The organism is Sphingobium sp. LF-16 (assembly GCF_003711185.1).
Taxonomy (GTDB): domain Bacteria; phylum Pseudomonadota; class Alphaproteobacteria; order Sphingomonadales; family Sphingomonadaceae; genus Sphingobium; species Sphingobium yanoikuyae_A.
This window is the reverse complement of the sequence record NZ_CP029335.1, coordinates 4,481,469-4,497,698: the sequence shown is the minus strand read 5'-3', so window position 1 is coordinate 4,497,698 and position 16,230 is coordinate 4,481,469. Positions and strand designations below refer to the sequence as shown.

The 16,230-nt window shown below is 65.5% G+C and carries 16 protein-coding genes; 6 read left to right on the top strand and 10 right to left on the bottom strand.

Annotated elements, in window-relative coordinates; translation table 11 throughout:
• Positions 1 to 3: 3 nt before the first annotated feature.
• Both dnaJ and dnaK read right to left on the bottom strand, forming a co-directional pair.
• Positions 4 to 1,140, bottom strand: coding sequence for a molecular chaperone DnaJ (gene dnaJ, locus DIZ22_RS21220; RefSeq protein ID WP_048936455.1), 1,137 nt, complete (start codon positions 1,138 to 1,140; stop codon positions 4 to 6).
• Between the two features lie 103 nt (positions 1,141 to 1,243).
• Positions 1,244 to 3,142 carry a molecular chaperone DnaK gene (dnaK, locus tag DIZ22_RS21215; protein ID WP_004210200.1) on the bottom strand — a complete coding sequence of 633 codons (1,899 nt, stop codon included), beginning with the start codon at positions 3,140 to 3,142 and terminating at the stop codon, positions 1,244 to 1,246.
• A gap of 177 nt (positions 3,143 to 3,319) precedes the next feature.
• On the opposite strand from dnaK, the gene DIZ22_RS21210 reads away from it, so the two are divergent.
• Both DIZ22_RS21210 and DIZ22_RS21205 read left to right on the top strand, forming a co-directional pair.
• A complete protein-coding gene (locus DIZ22_RS21210; RefSeq protein ID WP_037515827.1) occupies positions 3,320 to 3,805 on the top strand; it encodes a copper chaperone PCu(A)C in 486 nt (161 codons plus the stop codon).
• A complete protein-coding gene (locus DIZ22_RS21205) occupies positions 3,802 to 4,266 on the top strand; it encodes a hypothetical protein (RefSeq protein ID WP_048936365.1) in 465 nt (154 codons plus the stop codon). Before DIZ22_RS21210 ends, DIZ22_RS21205 begins: the two co-directional genes overlap by 4 nt.
• 9 nt (positions 4,267 to 4,275) lie before the next feature.
• On the opposite strand, the gene DIZ22_RS21200 is transcribed toward DIZ22_RS21205, so the two are convergent.
• The 4 genes from DIZ22_RS21200 to sdhC form a co-directional block, all read right to left on the bottom strand.
• Positions 4,276 to 4,902, bottom strand: coding sequence for a hypothetical protein (locus DIZ22_RS21200; RefSeq protein ID WP_048936454.1), 627 nt, complete (start codon positions 4,900 to 4,902; stop codon positions 4,276 to 4,278).
• Positions 4,903 to 5,026: 124 nt separating this feature from the next.
• Complete coding sequence (gene sdhA, locus DIZ22_RS21195; RefSeq protein ID WP_004210194.1) at positions 5,027 to 6,841, bottom strand: succinate dehydrogenase flavoprotein subunit; 1,815 nt, start codon at positions 6,839 to 6,841, stop codon at positions 5,027 to 5,029.
• Positions 6,841 to 7,230, bottom strand: a complete 390-nt coding sequence (sdhD, locus tag DIZ22_RS21190) for a succinate dehydrogenase, hydrophobic membrane anchor protein (protein WP_004210192.1) — start codon at positions 7,228 to 7,230, stop codon at positions 6,841 to 6,843. Before sdhD ends, sdhA begins: the two co-directional genes overlap by 1 nt.
• Positions 7,230 to 7,625, bottom strand: coding sequence for a succinate dehydrogenase, cytochrome b556 subunit (gene sdhC, locus DIZ22_RS21185; protein WP_122928726.1), 396 nt, complete (start codon positions 7,623 to 7,625; stop codon positions 7,230 to 7,232). The genes sdhD and sdhC overlap by 1 nt, the downstream gene beginning before the upstream one ends.
• Before the next feature lie 172 nt (positions 7,626 to 7,797).
• Between sdhC and DIZ22_RS21180 the strand changes: the two genes are divergently transcribed.
• The 3 genes from DIZ22_RS21180 to DIZ22_RS21170 all read left to right on the top strand — a co-directional run bounded on the left by DIZ22_RS21180 (position 7,798) and on the right by DIZ22_RS21170 (position 11,075).
• Positions 7,798 to 9,129, top strand: coding sequence for a methyl-accepting chemotaxis protein (locus DIZ22_RS21180; protein ID WP_029547951.1), 1,332 nt, complete (start codon positions 7,798 to 7,800; stop codon positions 9,127 to 9,129).
• Between the two features lie 197 nt (positions 9,130 to 9,326).
• Positions 9,327 to 10,325, top strand: coding sequence for a 50S ribosomal protein L11 methyltransferase (locus DIZ22_RS21175; RefSeq protein ID WP_048936364.1), 999 nt, complete (start codon positions 9,327 to 9,329; stop codon positions 10,323 to 10,325).
• A 30-nt stretch (positions 10,326 to 10,355) separates the two neighbouring features.
• On the top strand, positions 10,356 to 11,075 hold the full coding sequence (locus DIZ22_RS21170) for a dienelactone hydrolase family protein (protein WP_048936363.1): 720 nt from the start codon (positions 10,356 to 10,358) through the stop codon (positions 11,073 to 11,075).
• Here the strand turns inward: DIZ22_RS21170 and DIZ22_RS21165 are convergent.
• The 3 genes from DIZ22_RS21165 to DIZ22_RS21155 are packed head-to-tail and all read right to left on the bottom strand — an operon-like array spanning position 11,072 to position 14,191.
• Positions 11,072 to 12,436, bottom strand: a complete 1,365-nt coding sequence (locus DIZ22_RS21165) for an amidase (RefSeq protein WP_234415652.1) — start codon at positions 12,434 to 12,436, stop codon at positions 11,072 to 11,074. The genes DIZ22_RS21170 and DIZ22_RS21165 overlap by 4 nt on opposite strands.
• Before the next feature lie 37 nt (positions 12,437 to 12,473).
• On the bottom strand, positions 12,474 to 13,604 hold the full coding sequence (locus DIZ22_RS21160; protein WP_048936362.1) for a M14-type cytosolic carboxypeptidase: 1,131 nt from the start codon (positions 13,602 to 13,604) through the stop codon (positions 12,474 to 12,476).
• Entirely contained in the window at positions 13,601 to 14,191 is a 591-nt protein-coding gene (locus DIZ22_RS21155) for a DUF4136 domain-containing protein (RefSeq protein WP_004210178.1), read from the bottom strand. Before DIZ22_RS21155 ends, DIZ22_RS21160 begins: the two co-directional genes overlap by 4 nt.
• A gap of 196 nt (positions 14,192 to 14,387) precedes the next feature.
• Between DIZ22_RS21155 and ykgO the strand changes: the two genes are divergently transcribed.
• Positions 14,388 to 14,513: a type B 50S ribosomal protein L36 gene (ykgO, locus tag DIZ22_RS21150; protein WP_004210176.1), complete on the top strand. Its 126-nt coding sequence runs from the start codon at positions 14,388 to 14,390 to the stop codon at positions 14,511 to 14,513.
• 184 nt (positions 14,514 to 14,697) lie between these two features.
• Here the strand turns inward: ykgO and pyk are convergent, their stop codons facing one another.
• Positions 14,698 to 16,170 (bottom strand): pyruvate kinase, encoded by a 1,473-nt coding sequence (gene pyk / locus DIZ22_RS21145; protein WP_010339297.1) that lies wholly within the window; start codon positions 16,168 to 16,170, stop codon positions 14,698 to 14,700.
• Between the last annotated feature and the right edge of the window lie 60 nt (positions 16,171 to 16,230).

The window sequence follows — 16,230 nt, the reverse complement described above, 5'->3', positions numbered from 1 at the left end:
GGATCAGTCCCCCCACAATTCCTTGAGCTTGCCGAAGAAGCCGCTCGATTGCGGGCATTCCTCGCCGGTCTCGGTCTCGCGGAAGGCTTCGAGCAACTCGCGCTGCTTGGCCGTCAGCTTGGTCGGCGTTTCGACATCGACCTGGACGACCAGGTCGCCCTGACCGCGGCCGTTCAGCACCGGCATGCCGGCGCCACGCTGCTTGATCTGCTTGCCCGACTGGATACCGCTCGGGATCTTGATCTCGTGCCGCTGGCCATCGAGGCCCGGCACTTCGATCATTCCGCCCAGCGCCGCCGTCGTGATGCTGACCGGCACGCGACAGAATAGCGTGGTGCCATCCCGTTCGAAGATGCTGTGCCGCTTCACATGCAGGAAGATGTAGAGATCGCCCGCTGGCGCGCCACGCGCACCGGCCTCGCCCTCGCCCGACAGGCGAATGCGGGTGCCTTCGTCAACGCCCGCCGGGATATTGACCGACAGCGTCTTGGGCCGATCGACCCGGCCTTCGCCGCGACAGGATTTGCAGGGGCTTTCGATCACCTGGCCCGCGCCATGGCAGCTGGGGCAGGTCCGCTCGACCACGAAGAAGCCCTGCTGTGCCCGCACCTGGCCGTGGCCATGGCAGGTGCCGCAGGTCTTGACCCCGGTGCCCGGCTGGGCGCCCGAACCGTCGCAGCTATCGCAGGCGGCCGACACCTCGATCTGGATCTCGGTCTTCTTGCCATGATAGGCTTCGTCCAGCGTGATTTCGAGATCATAGCGCAGGTCCGCGCCGCGGCGCTGCTGCTGGCGTCCGCCACCACCGCCGCCAAAGCCGGCCTGGCCAAAGATCGTCTCGAAAATATCGCCAAGGTCGGAGAAACCACCGGCACCGCCGTGGAATCCGCCGCCGCCACCCTGTTGCTGCTGCTTGAACGCGGTATGACCGAACCGGTCATAGGCCGCCCGCTTCTGCGGATCCTTCAGGCAGTCATAGGCTTCGGAAACGGCCTTGAACTTGGCCTCGCTGTCGGTGCAGCCCCCGGTCTTGTCCGGGTGATATTTCATCGCCAGCTTGCGATAGGCGCTCTTGATCGCGGCCCCGTCGGCTGTGCGTTCTACTTCGAGCAGTTCGTAATAGTCGATTTCGGTCGTCATCTCGCCCTCGGCGCGCACGGTCCCCGGCCTCGCTCCGAACGGATGCACTGGTCAGAAACCAGCCTGTCCGCCCGAAGCGAAGCCGAGGAGCGTTTCATGGGGCTTACGCCTTGTTGTCGTCCACTTCGGAGAATTCGGCGTCGACGACGCCGTCATCGGCCTTCGGCGCTTCGGCCTCCGGCGAGGCTGCAGCAGCCTGCTCCTTCTCGTAGATCGCCTGGCCCAGCTTCATCGCGACGGTCGCGAGTTCCTGCGCCTTGGCCTTCATGGCTTCGGCGTCGCCACCTTCGATCGCCGACTTGGTTTCGGCAATCGCGGCTTCGATCTCGCCCTTCAGCGAGGCGTCGACCTTGTCGCCATGTTCGGCCAGCTGTGCCTCGGTCGTGTGGACCAGGCTTTCGGCGTTGTTCTTGGCTTCGGCGGCTTCACGACGCTTCTTGTCCTCTTCGGCGAAGCGCTCGGCATCCTTGACCATCTGGTCGATGTCGGAGTCGCTGAGGCCGCCCGAGGCCTGGATGCGGATCTGCTGTTCCTTGCCGGTGCCCTTGTCCTTGGCGGACACGTTGACCAGGCCGTTGGCGTCGATGTCGAAGGTGACTTCGATCTGCGGCACGCCGCGCGGTGCCGGCGGGATGCCGACCAGGTCGAACTGGCCGAGCAGCTTGTTGTCCGCCGCCATTTCACGCTCGCCCTGGAACACGCGGATGGTCACCGCCTGCTGATTGTCGTCGGCGGTCGAATAGACCTGCGACTTCTTGGCAGGGATGGTGGTGTTACGGTCGATCATGCGGGTGAACACGCCACCCAGCGTCTCGATGCCGAGGCTCAGCGGGGTCACGTCGAGCAGCAGCACGTCCTTGACGTCGCCCTGCAGCACGCCGGCCTGAATGGCGGCGCCCATGGCGACGACTTCGTCCGGGTTCACGCCGGTGTGCGGTTCCTTGCCGAAGAATTCCTTCACGGCTTCGCGCACCTTGGGCATGCGGGTCATGCCGCCGACCAGAACGACTTCGCTGATTTCGCTGGCGGTCACGCCGGCGTCGGCCAGAGCCTTCTTGCAGGGCTCCATCGTGCGCTTGATGAGGTCGGCGACCAGACGCTCCAGATCGGCGCGGGTGATCGTCTTCACCAGATGCTTGGGACCATTCTGATCGGCGGTGATGAAGGGCAGGTTGACTTCGGTCGACTGGGCCGAGGACAGCTCGATCTTCGCCTTTTCAGCGGCTTCCTTCAGACGCTGGAGGGCCAGCTTGTCCTTGGTGAGGTCGATGCTCTCGGCCTTCTTGAAGTCGGCAGCCAGATATTCGACCAGCTTGGCGTCGAAATCCTCGCCGCCCAGGAAGGTGTCGCCGTTGGTCGACTTCACTTCGAACACGCCATCGCCGATCTCCAGGATCGAGATGTCGAAGGTGCCGCCGCCAAGGTCATAGACGGCGATGGTCTTGCCGTCCTGCTTGTCGAGGCCATAGGCGAGCGCGGCCGCAGTCGGCTCGTTGATGATGCGCAGCACTTCGAGGCCCGCGATCTGGCCGGCGTCCTTGGTCGCCTGACGCTGGGCGTCGTTGAAGTAGGCGGGAACGGTGATGACCGCCTGCGTCACGGTTTCGCCCAGATAGCTCTCGGCGGTTTCCTTCATCTTCTGCAGGATGAAGGCGCTGATCTGCGACGGACTATATTCCTCGCCACCGGCCTTGACCCAGGCGTCGCCATTCGGGCCCTTCGCGATGTCATAGGGGACGAGTTCCATGTCCTTCTTGGTCATGGGATCGTCGAAGCGGCGGCCGATCAGGCGCTTCACCGCGAAAATCGTATTGTCCGGATTGGTGACAGCCTGGCGCTTGGCCGGCTGGCCGATCAGACGTTCGCCATCCTTGGCGAAGGCGACGATCGACGGCGTGGTGCGCGCACCTTCCGCATTCTCGATCACCTTGGGCTTGCCGCCGTCCATCACAGCGATACAGCTGTTGGTCGTGCCAAGGTCGATACCGATAACTTTTGCCATTTGTGTCCTCTTTGAACCCCAAAATAAATTCAGCGGTTGACGGCCCAATACCTCACGTAAGCGCCAAGGCAAGGCCGGTTTGCGCAAGGGATATAGGCGCGCTTTCGCTTGGCACAAGGATCAGGCGCGATTAGTCAGGCATTGACCGGAAACGAGACAGTCACGGAGCCCTGATCCATGCGTGCGCCCCTTGCCCTTATCGCCCTCGCCGCGCCGCTGGCCCTTGCCGGCTGCGGCGACCCTGCGCCCAGCTATGTCGACCAGGCCTGGGTCCGGCTGTCGCCCAACAAGGATACGCCCTCGGCCGGCTATTTCGTGGCGCATGGCGGCGATGCCGGGGTGCAGTTGCGCGGGGTGATGACCGACTATGCGCTCAAGGTCGAGATGCATGAGAGCGTCGGCAAGGACGGCATGATGTCGATGCAGCCGATCGAGAGCGTCGACGTGCCGGCCAAGGGCACGGTGGCCTTCGCGCCGGGCGGCAAGCACCTGATGATCTGGGGCGTCAACGATACCGCGATCAGCCGGGGCAAGATGCAGCTCACCTTCCTGATGTCGAACGGCGACCGGTTGCTGGTCGATGCGGTGATCCGCAAGCCCGACGGCAGCGCAGCACCGGCGCCTGCCGCGGGCAATGCGACGGAAGAGCATAAGGCGCATTGACCAGCCGCCCGCTGACACTTGAGGAGGCCGCGCTCGCCCGGACGATGTTCGGCGACGCGATCGCCTATGACCGGGTGCGCGTCCACAACCGCAAATGGTGGCCCTTCCAGCCGCGCGCCGTGACCATGGCGCCCGACGGCGACCTTTGGTTTCATCCCGAAGGCGGATTGTTCTGCGACGATTTCTGCGCCAGCCCGCTCAGCCTGCAGGGCCTGTTCATCCATGAAATGACCCATGTCTGGCAGGCGCAGCGGTCGGGCAAATATTGGCTGCCGCTGATGCGACACCCCTTCTGCCGTTATGATTATGCGATCGAGCCGGGCAAGCCCTTCGCCCGATATGGCATCGAGCAGCAGGCCGAGATCGTCCGCCATGCCTTCATCCTGCGCCAGGGTGGCCGAGTGGAAGGCAAGCCGGGGATCGCGGTTTATGAGGCGCTGTTACCGTTTGCCGTGACCTAATCGCTCCCCTCATCCCCCATGGCCGCTGCGGCAACCGTCGGGGACGACGCTGCGGCTGAGCGAGGCGGTGGAGAAGATATCGGCTTCGGGCAGGCTGTGGCTGTAGGTGAGGACCGCGCTGGTCAGCCGCTCCGTCGCGTCGCCATTGGCGTCATGGATCGTCGCCGCGATGATCGCGCCGTCGTCGAGCACATCATAGGTGCGCAGATTGCCGTCATCGGCCACCGCGATGCGGGATACGGGGCCATAGCGACCGCCGGTCTCCCGCCCCAGAAACTCCTTGGCGACCAGTTTGCGGTTGGCATCGACGCCACAGGCGGCGGCCGCGAGTGACGGCGAAGTTGACACTTCACCAGTGCGCACGTCGAGATGCTGCGCCTCCCCCGTGGCGCAATTGGCGACGATCCGGTCGCGCGGGGTTTCGACCCGGTGACGGTCGCCCTGATGATATTCGGCCGCCCATTCCTTGAGCTGCACTTCCTCACTGGGCGTCACCACATTCCAGGTGCAGACCGCATATGTCGCTTTCGTTGTCCGCGTCAGCGCGAGCACCGCGTCCACATCCTGGGGCGGGGCCGCAGCCGTCAGCAACAAGGGCAGCAGGATTATCCCCTGACGTCCAACAGGTTTCCGCATCGCCGGCACCTCCTTGATCGATCGGCACCCAAGCTAGAGCCTGATCGCGCGCTGGCAATGGGCAAAGAAAAAGGGCGGACCAGATGGCCCGCCCTCTTCGGATTTCCGGCATGATGCCAGAGGCTTAGTATACGCGCGCCTTCGGCTTGATATACTCGGCCTCGTCGGTCATCGTATAATCGTGGACCGGACGATAATCGAGGGTCACCTTGCCGCTCGAACCACCCCAGCCTTCGAACCAGCTGATGGTGTGCTTCATCCAGTTTTCGTCGTCGCGGTTCGGGAAATCCTCATGCGCATGGGCGCCGCGCGATTCCTTGCGGGCCTCGGCGCCTTCCATCGTGCAGATGGCCTGGCTCATGAGATTGTCCAGTTCCAGCGTCTCGATCAGGTCGGTGTTCCAGATCAGCGAACGGTCGGCGATCTTGACGTCCTGAAGGCGCTTGTTGACCGCCTGCATCTTGACGACGCCATCGGCCAGCAATTCGCTGTCGCGGAACACGGCAGCATGCTTCTGCATGGTGCGCTGCATGTCCATGCGGATGTCCGCCGTCGAGGTGGTGCCATTGGCATTGCGGTAGTGATCGAGGCGCGACAGCGCCAGATCGGCCGCATTGGCCGGCAGCGGCTTGTGCGGGGTGTTGGGCTTGAGATTGTCCTTGAGGAACAGGCCGGTTGCGCGGCCGAACACGACAAGGTCGATCAGCGAATTGGAGCCCAGGCGGTTAGCGCCATGGACCGACACGCAAGCCGCTTCGCCGACCGCGAACAGGCCCGGCACCACGACTTCCGGATCGTCGCCGACCTTCGTCACCACCTGGCCATGATAGTTACAGGGGATGCCGCCCATATTGTAATGGACCGTCGGGGTCACCGGCAGCGGCTGGCGGGTCAGATCGACACCGGCAAAGATCTTGCCGCTTTCGGTGATGCCCGGCAGGCGCTCGGCCAGAACCTTGGGGTCGATATGGTCGAGGTGCAGGAAGATATGATCCTTGTGCTCGCCGACGCCACGACCCTCGCGCATTTCCATCGCCATCGAGCGCGACACGACGTCACGCGACGCCAGATCCTTCGCCGAGGGGGCATAGCGTTCCATGAAACGCTCGCCTTCGGAATTGGTGAGGTAGCCGCCTTCGCCGCGCGCGCCTTCGGTGATCAGCACGCCCGCGCCATAGATGCCGGTCGGGTGGAACTGGACGAATTCCAGATCCTGCAGCGGCAGGCCGGCGCGCAGCACCATGCCGCCACCGTCGCCGGTGCAGCTATGGGCCGAGGTGGCCGAGAAATAGGCGCGGCCATAGCCACCGGTCGCCAGCACGACGGCATGGCTGCGGAAGCGGTGGATGCTGCCATCTTCCATGCAGATGGCGATGACGCCGCGGCATTCCTTGCCGTTCGGGCCATCTTCCATGATCAGGTCGATGGCGAAATATTCGATGTAGAAGTCGGCGTCATACTTCAGGCTCTGCTGATAGAGAGCGTGCAGCATGGCGTGGCCGGTGCGGTCGGCGGCGGCGCAAGTGCGCTGCACCGGCGGGCCGGCGCCCATATTCTGCATGTGGCCGCCGAACGGACGCTGATAGATGGTGCCGTCCTGGTTGCGGCTGAACGGCACGCCGGCATGTTCCAGCTCGATCACCGCCGCCGGCGCTTCGCGCACCATATATTCGATCGCGTCCTGGTCGCCCAGCCAGTCCGACCCCTTGACGGTGTCGTACATGTGCCAGGTCCAGTGATCGGGGCTGTTGTTGCCGAGCGAGGCGGCGATGCCGCCCTGCGCCGCCACGGTGTGGCTGCGGGTCGGGAACAGCTTGGTGATGCAGGCGGTCTTGAGACCCGCTTCGGCGCTGCCCATGGTGGCGCGCAGGCCCGAGCCGCCGGCACCCACGACGACGGTGTCGTAGGTATGGTCGATGATCTTGTAAGCTTCGCTCATTACTTGACGACCCCGATGAAGGCGATCTTGGCGATCGCGAAGACGCCCGCGGCAGCGCCGGCATAGGCATAGAAGTTCAGCAGCAGCATCGAGAAGAAGGCCAGGCCCTTGTCGTGGACATAGTCCTCCAGCATGACCTGCATGCCCAGACGCAGATGCATGAAGATGCTGACGACCATCAGCATCAGCGGCACGGCGACCAGCGGATTGTGGATCCAGTTGACCACGCTCTCATAATCGAGACCGGGCAGCGCGATCAGGCTGAAGAGCAGCCACAGCACCAGCAGCAGATTGCCGATGGCGGTGTAGCGCTGTGCCAGCCAGTGGTGCGCGCCATGCTTGGCCGAGCCAAGACCGCGGACGCGGCCGATTCCGGTTCCGGTTCCCATCAGAATTTCCCCAGGCAGATCGCGGCCCAGAAGGCGGCGGTGGCGATCGTCGACAGCACGAAGGTCAGGATCGACCAGGTCTTGCTGGTCTTCAGGTCATAACCCGCACCCATGTCGAGCACGAAGTGACGCAGACCCGAGAAGAGGTGCTGGAAGAAGAACCAGGACAGGCCCGCCATGACCAGATAGCCGATCGGCGAGGTCGCGCAGATGACGAAGGTGGCATAGGCTTCCGGGCCGGTCGCGGCGGCCATCAGCCACCAGATGAGGCCAAGAGCACCAGCGGTGGCCAGGCCATTGCCCGTCACGCGGTGAATGATGGAGACGGCCATTGCCGGCCCCCATTTCCAGATCGTCAAATGCGGCGAGAGCGGCCGGCTTGTGGTTCGCGCCATGTCTACCCAGGTCCCTGCTATGTCCTTTGAGTCCGCTCCCCTTAGGAGCGAAGACGCCGAAGGGCAAGCCGCGCGGACCATGTCGATGCGCGCGCCCAAATAAGAAGTGATTAACCAAATGGCGCTATCACCGCCTGGTTCGTCCTGACACCTATTTGGGGTTCTGCAATCCATGACTTCCGCCACCACGCCCAGGAACGCCATCGCCCAGATGCTGGCCGAAGTGGACCCCCGCGGTGATCTGGCCCGTGGCATGGCCGAAATCGAGCAGCTGGTTGCCGACGATGCGGTGATTGCCGCGCGCACCTTCTTCTCTACCTATATGGACAGTTCGGGCCTGCGAAACCGGTTGCAGCCCACGACGCTGGCGAAGATCGAGACCGCCGCGCATGAATATGTCCGCCAGAAGCTGCGCCATTACAGCGCCGGCGACTGGGCGCTGTCCTCCACCGCCTGCGTCCGCCACGCCCGCAAGCACGGCATTTCGGTGCGCGGCGTGCTGCTGCCCGTCGCCGCGGCCAACGAGAAACTGACCGATATCATCTGGGAACGCGCAGCCGACGACGCCACCCGGCGCCGGCTGGTCGACATCATGGCGCAGGTCGGCATGGTCGATGCCGGGCTGATGGCCAATGTGATCGCGATCGACGATGCCGAAAGCCAGCGCAATGCGCGCCAGCAGTTCGGCGTCCTGTTCGAACAGCGCATCATGGGCGAGATCGACGGCGCGTCGCAGCTGGGCGAATCGCTGCGCGAGCAGGCCAAGGATGCCTCTGCCGCGACCCGCGGTATGCTGGGCAAGGCGTCGGAAGTCGCCGCAGCCGCCGAACAATCCGCCCTTGCGATGCGCGAGGCTGCCCGCACCTCGGCCGGCCTGATCCGCGCCATCGAGGACGCGCGCACCGAAGTGGAAAGCGCCGCCGAAGTGGCACAGCGCGCCGCGTCGCAATCGGGCGACGCCGTTTCCATGTCGGCCACCCTGTCGGACCATGCCAAGTCGATCGAATCGATCCTGGGCCTGATCCGCGACATTGCCGGCCAGACCAACCTGCTGGCGCTCAACGCCACGATCGAGGCCGCCCGTGCCGGTGACGCCGGTCGCGGCTTTGCCGTGGTGGCGCAGGAAGTGAAGAGCCTGGCCAACCAGACCGCCCGTGCCACCGACGAGATTGCCGGCAAGATCGCCGCCATCCAGGCATCGACCCGCCAGTCGGTGGAGACCAACGAGCGCATCCGCGATACCGTGGGCGAAGTGCAGGCCAGTGCCCAGCGCATCCGCCACGCCATGGACGCCCAGGCCCAGACCGTGACGATGATCACCGCCGCCGTCGACGAGACCGCGCTGGCGGCCGACTCGATGTCGACCACCATTTCGGCGATCCGCCAGGACACCGAAGTGGTCGCATCGGAAATCGACCAGTTGGAACGCGGCTTCATGAGCGTCGAGGGCAAGCTGTCCAGCCTGCGGCATGCCTCCAGCGACTTCGGCCGCCAGGTCGCCTGAGACTGGGCTGAGGCCGGGCTGCAAATAGCGCCTTTCTGCGCTTCCGGTGCTCACGTGCTTCAAGCACGTTCCGTCGGACCGAGGCACGTGACTCGGTCCGAGGTTCTCGAAAGTCACTATTTTCGCTCCGGCCTGAGCCCAATCTGACAATTGCCAGATGCTTCCCCTCTTCCCTCTGCTGGTCTAAAGGCGGCGGCATGAATGATGTCGCTGCGCCAGCCGCCCAGAGCTGGAAAGTCACCCTGCCCTGCACCCGCGCCGAAGCGGAGGCGCTGGACGGGGACATCGCCGCCTTCGCCCTGATGGAGCATCCGCCGGTGCTGATGACCAGCGAGGCGGAGCCGGACGACGAGAATAAGTGGCAGCTCGACGCCTATTTCGAGGGCAAGCCGAGCCCGGCGGCGATCAAGCTGCTCAAGACCCTGGTGCCCAGCGCATCGGGCATCAAGCCGCAGGTGGAAGCGCTGCCCGACGAGGATTGGGTGACGATGAGCCAGCAGGGGCTGGAACCCGTCACCGCCGGTCGATTCCATGTGCGCAATGTCGCCAGCGATCCCGAACAGCCCGGCCATGTCAATTTCCTGATCGAGGCGAGTCGCGCCTTTGGCACCGGCCAGCATGAGACCACCGCCGGCTGCCTGGCGATGATCGACCGGATGCGCGGCGTCGGCATGCGCTTCCGCAATGTCGCCGATATCGGCACCGGCACCGGCCTGCTCGCCTTTGCCGCGATGACATTGTGGCCGCGCGCCCATGCGATTGCTTCCGACATCGATCCGGTGGCGGTCGACATCAGCCGCGAGAACGCCGTGGCGAACGGCATTGCCCTGGGCGGGGGCGCCGGCCAGTTGGCGCTCTGCACCGCTGCCGGCGTGGATCATCCCGCGCTGGTCGGGCGCGCGCCCTATGACCTGCTGATCGCCAATATCCTGGCCGGGCCGCTGATCGAACTGGCGCCATCGCTCTGCGCATTGGTGGAGGATGGCGGCACGATCGTGCTCGCCGGCCTGCTCAATGAACAGGCCGATGCGGTAATCGCCGCCTATCGCGCGCAGGGCATGCGCCTCGCCGAACGCAGCGATCGCGGCCATTGGCCGACGCTGCGCCTGCGCAAGCGGCCGCAGATCGGCTGGAAGCGGCCCCGCCGCATCAATGCCGCCGCGCGTGGCGAAGCCCCCGGCTTCGGCAGCATCTGACTTTTCGACTTATCCACAGGAGACGCTTTCATGGTCCTCACCCGTCAGACGATCATCCATGACGGTCCAGGCGGCACGTTCGAAAGCGTCGCCGTGGTCGACAATGCCGCCGCCGGCCCGGTGCCGGGCATCCTGCTGGTGCCCAATGTCCTGGGCACCAAGGAAGCCGACTTTGCCTATGCGGAAAAGGTTGCGGCGCTGGGCTATGCGGTGCTGGTCGCCGACGTCTTTGGCCAGGGCAAGCGCACCACCCGCGAAGATCCCGATGCCGGGCGCTACATGAACGAGCTCAACGCCGACCGCGCGCTGCTGCGTGACCGGATGCTGGGCGCCCACGCGCTGCTCAAGGATATGTCGGCGGTCGATGCCGCCCGCACGGCCGCGATCGGCTTCTGCTTCGGCGGCAAATGCGTGCTCGACCTGGCCCGCGCGGGCACCGACATTGCCGGCGGCGTCAGCTTCCACGGGGTCTATGAGGCACCGCCCTTCCCCAACGCCACGATTACCGCCAAGCTGCTGGTCTGCCATGGCTGGGAAGACCCGATCGCCCCGCCCGAAGCGACCGTCGGCCTGGCGAAGGAACTGACCGAGGCGGGCTGCGACTGGCAGATTCATGCCTATGGCCACACCGGCCACGCCTTCACCGACGAAAGCGTCCATATGCCCGAAAAGGGGCTGGCCTATAGCGCCGACGCCGACCGGCGCAGTTTCCGCGCGATGGTGAATTTCCTCGACGAGCTGTTCGGCTAAACCGCGAGCAGCTTCTCCACCGCTGCCGCGATCGCGAACAGGCGCCGGTCCTGCCCGGCCCGCGCCATCAGCATCAGGCCGACCGGCAGGCCGCCCTCGCGCGGCAGCGGCAGGGAAATGGCGCACAGGTCGAAGCTGTTGCCGAGGCCGGTGTTGCGCAGCAGCAGCCGGTTGCGGGCGACGAAGGCGTCGGCATTCGCCACTTCGGCCTGAGTCGGCGCGACGATCGGCGTGGTCGGCAACACCAATATGTCCAGTCCGGCCAGGCGCGCGTCCATCGACCGCACCAGCGCAGCGCGCTCCACCAGCATCTGCTTATGGCGTTCGCGCGTCACGTCACGGCCCGCCTGCATCCGCGCCAGCACGATCGGATCGAAATCCTGCGCACGGGTCGCGATTCGATCGCGATGGATGGCATAGGCCTCGACCGAGGCGATCGGCACCGGCGACTGGAGCGCCTGCATCGCATCGAATTGCGGGAAGACCTCGTCACTGAGCGTCACACCCGCCTTGCCCAGCCGCGCCAGCGCATCGGCAAAACGCGCCGCGACGGTCGCGTCCAGATCGGCCAGCGGCAGGCCCTGGGAAATGCCGGCGCGCAGCCCCTTGAGCGGTGCGAGGTCGAGCCGGCGGGGCGCCTCGCCCGCCAAGATCGCATCGGTGCGGAAACAGGCGTCGACGCTGGTTGCGATCGGCCCGATCGAATCGAGCGTGGGCGAGAGCGGAAAGGCGCCGTCGGTCGGCACCCGCGCCTTGGTCGGCTTGTAACCGACGACACCGCACAGCGCAGCGGGGATGCGGCAGGAACCGCCGGTATCGGTGCCGATGGCGATCTCGCACATCTGATCGGCCACCGCGACGCCGCCGCCGCTGGTCGATCCGCCCGGCACGCGGCCCCGGTCGGCCGGATTGCCCGGCGTGCCATAATGGGGATTCACGCCGACGCCGGAAAAGGCGAATTCGACCATGTTGGTCTTGCCGACGATCACCGCGCCGGCCTGCTTCAGCCGGGCAACGACCGGCGCATCGACGGTGGCGGGCGGGGCATCGGCCAGGATCAGCGAACCGGCGCGGGTCGGCTCGCCCGCGACATCGAACAGATCCTTGATGCTGACGATCGCGCCGTCGATCGGCGAGAGCGGCGAAGCGGCGCGGGCATCGGCCGCATCCGCCGCCGCCCGCGCGCTGTCCGCATAGAGGGTGAGGTAGGTGCGCCTGCCCTCCCCCGCCGGGTCGGCGATGCGCGCGAGCGCGGCTTCCAGACGCTCGCGCGACGGGCGGGATTTGGCGATGGCCGGCGCGCCGACGGTGCCGAGCGCCATGGCGCCACCGGCGCCGTGCAGGATCGTCCGTCGCGTCACGCCGCCATGCTCCATTATTGCCCCCCGACCAGCCTCGTCAGATATCCTCGATCATCTCCGCCAGCACGGCCAGGCAATCCTTGCCCAGTTGCGCCGAACGGGCCGGCGACCAGCCGAAATCGGCGTCGGGCAGATCGTCATTATCCTTGAACGGCATTTCCAGCGTCATCGCGACCGCGCCGAAGCGTTCGGCCAGCTGGTTGGTCGACATGGCGAGATTGGCCTTGCCGCCGCCCGCCACCGGATAGCCGAGGCGCGTCTGGAAATCGGGCGTGCGGGCCGCCAGCGTGTCGCGATAGCGATGATAGAGCGAGAGTTGCCGGTCGGTGATCGAGGGAATGCCCTCAAAGCCGGCCAGGAAGACCGCCGGAATCGCCTCGTCGCCATGCACGTCCATGGCGAAATCGACGCCGGTTTCATCCATCGCGGCACGGACCAGATAGACTTCCGGGCTCTTCTCCATCGACGGCTCATGCCATTCGCGGTTGAGATTGATGCCCGCCGCATTGGTGCGCAGATGACCGCGCCGGCTGCCGTCGGGATTCATGTTGGGGACGATGTGGAAGGTCGCCTTCTGGCGCAGATAGCGCGCCACCGCATCCTCGTCGTCGGTCAGGCGCTCCAGCGCGCCTTCCATCCACCACTCGGCCATGCTCTCGCCGGGATGCTGGCGGGCATAGAGCCAGACATTCTTGGGGCCTTCGCCGACGCTCAGCATGTCGAGCGGCTGGCCGTCCAAGGTCAGGCCGAGTTCGCGATGCTCGACGCCCGGCTGGCAGGCGGCCCAGGCGACCAGGTCATGATGGCGCTCCATCGAATAGGGCGCGAAATAGGCGAGCCAGACGGCATTGCTGTCGGGCGAGAGGCGGATGGTCAGCGTGCCGTCGGCATAGTCGGTATCGGCTTGCAGCCAATTCTCGCGATCCTCGCTCATCCGCGCCTTGTAGCCCGGCCAGCCGTCGGGATAGGCCGAGCCCGCGCAGTTCACGATCGCCAGTTCCACTTCGCGTCCGGCGGCACCCGCCAGACGGAAATGGAACCATTGATAGAAGTCGCTGTCCTTGTCCTTGACGATTTCCAGCTCGGCGCGGACGCCTTCTGGACTGTCGGTGATGGAAAGAACGCGGATGTTGCCGCTGTCGAAGGCGCTCGAAATGGAGATGGTCATTTGACCGTTATAGTGCGCCCGGATTCGCCCGGATAGCCCCCGAGGAGGGCGGCAGCGAGCTTTTGCGCGACGGCGCGCGGCTGCGATTCGGGCGTGCCTTCACGCGATTCGGTCGAGGCGCGGCCTTCCCAGATGGCGGCCTGATCGCTGCGACGGCGAATCTGGATCTGCAATTCGGTGGAGACGATATCCTTGGGCTTGCCCGACAGGTTGATGCCGACGCCCAGCCCCAGGCCGGAATAGCCGCCACTGCCCAGCGCGCCGCCGACGCCGACGCTGACCGGCTTGTCATTGCGCGCGGTGCCGGTCGGGCGGAAGCTGCGGCGGAAGCCGACCAGCGCGACATAGTCGCTGCCCGCATCGCCCGCATTGGTGAAGCCGACGCGCTGCAGTTCCTGGCTCACTGCGCCTGCATAGGTGCGGAATTCCAGGCCAACGTCCGGATTGCCGGGGATTTCCTGTACCGCGATCGATCCGGTCTGTGCCGGGCTGCCATTGTGGAATCGCGTCACCTCCACCGACGGCACCGTCGCGCAGGCGGCGAGCGACAGGGCAAGACAGGAGGAGAGGATGATCTGTTTCAACATGCGATTGCACTCCAACGGGACTATGTCCAACACGCCGCCGACATAGCATTCCCTTCCAACGGGTGAAGCCATGACTTGGCTGCATGCAGGATGAACGGTGGCAAAAGGCGGTGGCCTGCGCTTGACTTTCGGCCGCCTCCCCCATAGGGGCTGCGCTTCGATTTTTCCAATCAGACATGATTCCAGAAGGCTGACAATGAAGATCCGCAACTCGCTCAAGTCGCTCAAGGGCCGCCACCGGGACAACCGCGTGATCCGTCGTCGTGGCCGGACCTACGTCATCAACAAGACCAACCGTCGCTTCAAGGCCCGCCAGGGCTAAAAGCGCGGACGGATCGGCTCGCCGATCCTCCGGACCTTCCAAAGGTCTTATTGAGCGCCCGATCCCATGGATCGGGCGCTCAACGTGTTGGCGCGGCATTTTCACGCGAATCGATTCGCGGCCATAAAAAAAAGCGCGGCCGCCCGAATGGGGCGGCCGCGCCGAATCGATCATGCCAAAGCCGTCAGGCCGGCAGGCTGGGTGTCTCGTCGCGCCCCTTCAGCTCGTCGCCGCGCACGGTCGCCACATGCAGCACATTGGTCGAACCGGGCGTGCCGAAGGGCACGCCGGCCAGCACCACGATCTTGCCGCCCTTGGCGCTCATGTCGTGGCGCAACGCCATGCGGCGCGCCTTGCCGATCATTTCCTCGAAATTGCCGATATCCTTGGTGCGGATCGCATGGACGCCCCAGGTCAGGCCCAGCTTGCGCGCCGTGTCCGACCGCGGCGTCAATGCCAGGATCGGCGCGGACGGCCGCTCGCGCGCCACGCGGCGCACGGTGCTGCCCGATGAGGTGAAGCAGGTGATGACGCTGGCGCCGACGACCGGCACGATGCCGGCGGCAGCCTCCGCCAGGGCGTCGGCGGTGGTCGGGTCGGGCCGCGTTTCGGTGAAGTGCAGACGGGCGAAATAGCCCGGATCGCGCTCCACGCTATGGGCGATGCTGTCCATCATCGACACTGCCTCGACCGGCCAGTCGCCCGCAGCCGTTTCGGCCGACAACATGATCGCGTCAGCGCCGTCATAGACCGCGGTGGCCACGTCCGACACTTCGGCGCGGGTCGGGGTCGGCGCCTTGATCATCGATTCGAGCATCTGGGTCGCAACCACCACCGGACGGCCCATGCGGCGCGCGGTGGCAACGATCTGCTTCTGCAGCGGCGGCACCGCCTGCGGCGGCAGTTCCACGCCCAGATCGCCACGCGCGACCATCACGCCGTCGGCCATCTCGATAATCTCCTCCAGCCGCTGCACGGCCGAGGGCTTCTCGATCTTGGCCATCAGCGCGCCATGGCCGCCCATCAGCTTGCGCGCTTCGGCCAGATCCTCGGGCCGCTGGACGAAGCTCAAGGCGATCCAGTCGCAGCCCTGATCGACCGCGAAGCTGAGGTCTCGGCGATCCTTGTCGGTCAGCGCCGGCACCGGCACGACCACGTCAGGCACATTCACGCCCTTGCGGTTCGACAGGGTGCCGCCGATTTCGACGATGGTGTCGATTCGCGTGTCCGTGACTGCCTTCACCCGCAGCACCAGCTTGCCGTCATCCAGCAGCAGCCGGGTCTCGGGGACCAGCGCGGCGTAGATTTCGGGGTGTGGCAGGTTCACGCGCTCGACGGTGCCCGGCGTGTCGTCCCGATCGAGGACGAAGGGCGCGCCGGTTTCCAGCACCACCAGCCCCTTCTCGAACGTGCCCACGCGCAGCTTGGGTCCCTGAAGGTCGGCCAGAATCGTGGTCGGCCGGGAAAATTCCTTTTCCAGCTCGCGGATCGTGGCGATGCGGGCGGCATGATCCTCATGCGCGCCATGGCTCATATTGACTCGAAAGGCGTCGGCACCCGCGACAAACAAGGCGCGGATCATCTCTGCGCTCTCGCTGGCGGGACCCAGGGTCGCGAGAATGCGAACCTTGCGCGAGCGGGGCGATAGTCGTGTCATGTCTTCTCCTGGCCGTATTGATCGCCTCTGGCTTGCCAGGGCGTCGTTATCGATTATCCG

What these genes read in the sequence shown, in the direction of transcription:
- DIZ22_RS21180 (WP_029547951.1), top strand. Translation starts at nt 7,798, where the DNA reads ATGACTTCCGCCACCACGCCCAGGAACGCCATCGCCCAGATGCTGGCC.
- dnaJ (WP_048936455.1), bottom strand. Translation starts at nt 1,140, where the DNA reads ATGACGACCGAAATCGACTATTACGAACTGCTCGAAGTAGAACGCACA.
- DIZ22_RS21160 (WP_048936362.1), bottom strand. Translation starts at nt 13,604, where the DNA reads ATGACCATCTCCATTTCGAGCGCCTTCGACAGCGGCAACATCCGCGTT.
- pyk (WP_010339297.1), bottom strand. Translation starts at nt 16,170, where the DNA reads ATGACACGACTATCGCCCCGCTCGCGCAAGGTTCGCATTCTCGCGACC.
- DIZ22_RS21170 (WP_048936363.1), top strand. Translation starts at nt 10,356, where the DNA reads ATGGTCCTCACCCGTCAGACGATCATCCATGACGGTCCAGGCGGCACG.
- ykgO (WP_004210176.1), top strand. Translation starts at nt 14,388, where the DNA reads ATGAAGATCCGCAACTCGCTCAAGTCGCTCAAGGGCCGCCACCGGGAC.
- sdhA (WP_004210194.1), bottom strand. Translation starts at nt 6,841, where the DNA reads ATGAGCGAAGCTTACAAGATCATCGACCATACCTACGACACCGTCGTC.
- sdhD (WP_004210192.1), bottom strand. Translation starts at nt 7,230, where the DNA reads ATGGGAACCGGAACCGGAATCGGCCGCGTCCGCGGTCTTGGCTCGGCC.
- DIZ22_RS21175 (WP_048936364.1), top strand. Translation starts at nt 9,327, where the DNA reads ATGAATGATGTCGCTGCGCCAGCCGCCCAGAGCTGGAAAGTCACCCTG.
- dnaK (WP_004210200.1), bottom strand. Translation starts at nt 3,142, where the DNA reads ATGGCAAAAGTTATCGGTATCGACCTTGGCACGACCAACAGCTGTATC.
- DIZ22_RS21200 (WP_048936454.1), bottom strand. Translation starts at nt 4,902, where the DNA reads ATGCGGAAACCTGTTGGACGTCAGGGGATAATCCTGCTGCCCTTGTTG.
- DIZ22_RS21155 (WP_004210178.1), bottom strand. Translation starts at nt 14,191, where the DNA reads ATGTTGAAACAGATCATCCTCTCCTCCTGTCTTGCCCTGTCGCTCGCC.
- DIZ22_RS21210 (WP_037515827.1), top strand. Translation starts at nt 3,320, where the DNA reads ATGCGTGCGCCCCTTGCCCTTATCGCCCTCGCCGCGCCGCTGGCCCTT.
- sdhC (WP_122928726.1), bottom strand. Translation starts at nt 7,625, where the DNA reads ATGGCGCGAACCACAAGCCGGCCGCTCTCGCCGCATTTGACGATCTGG.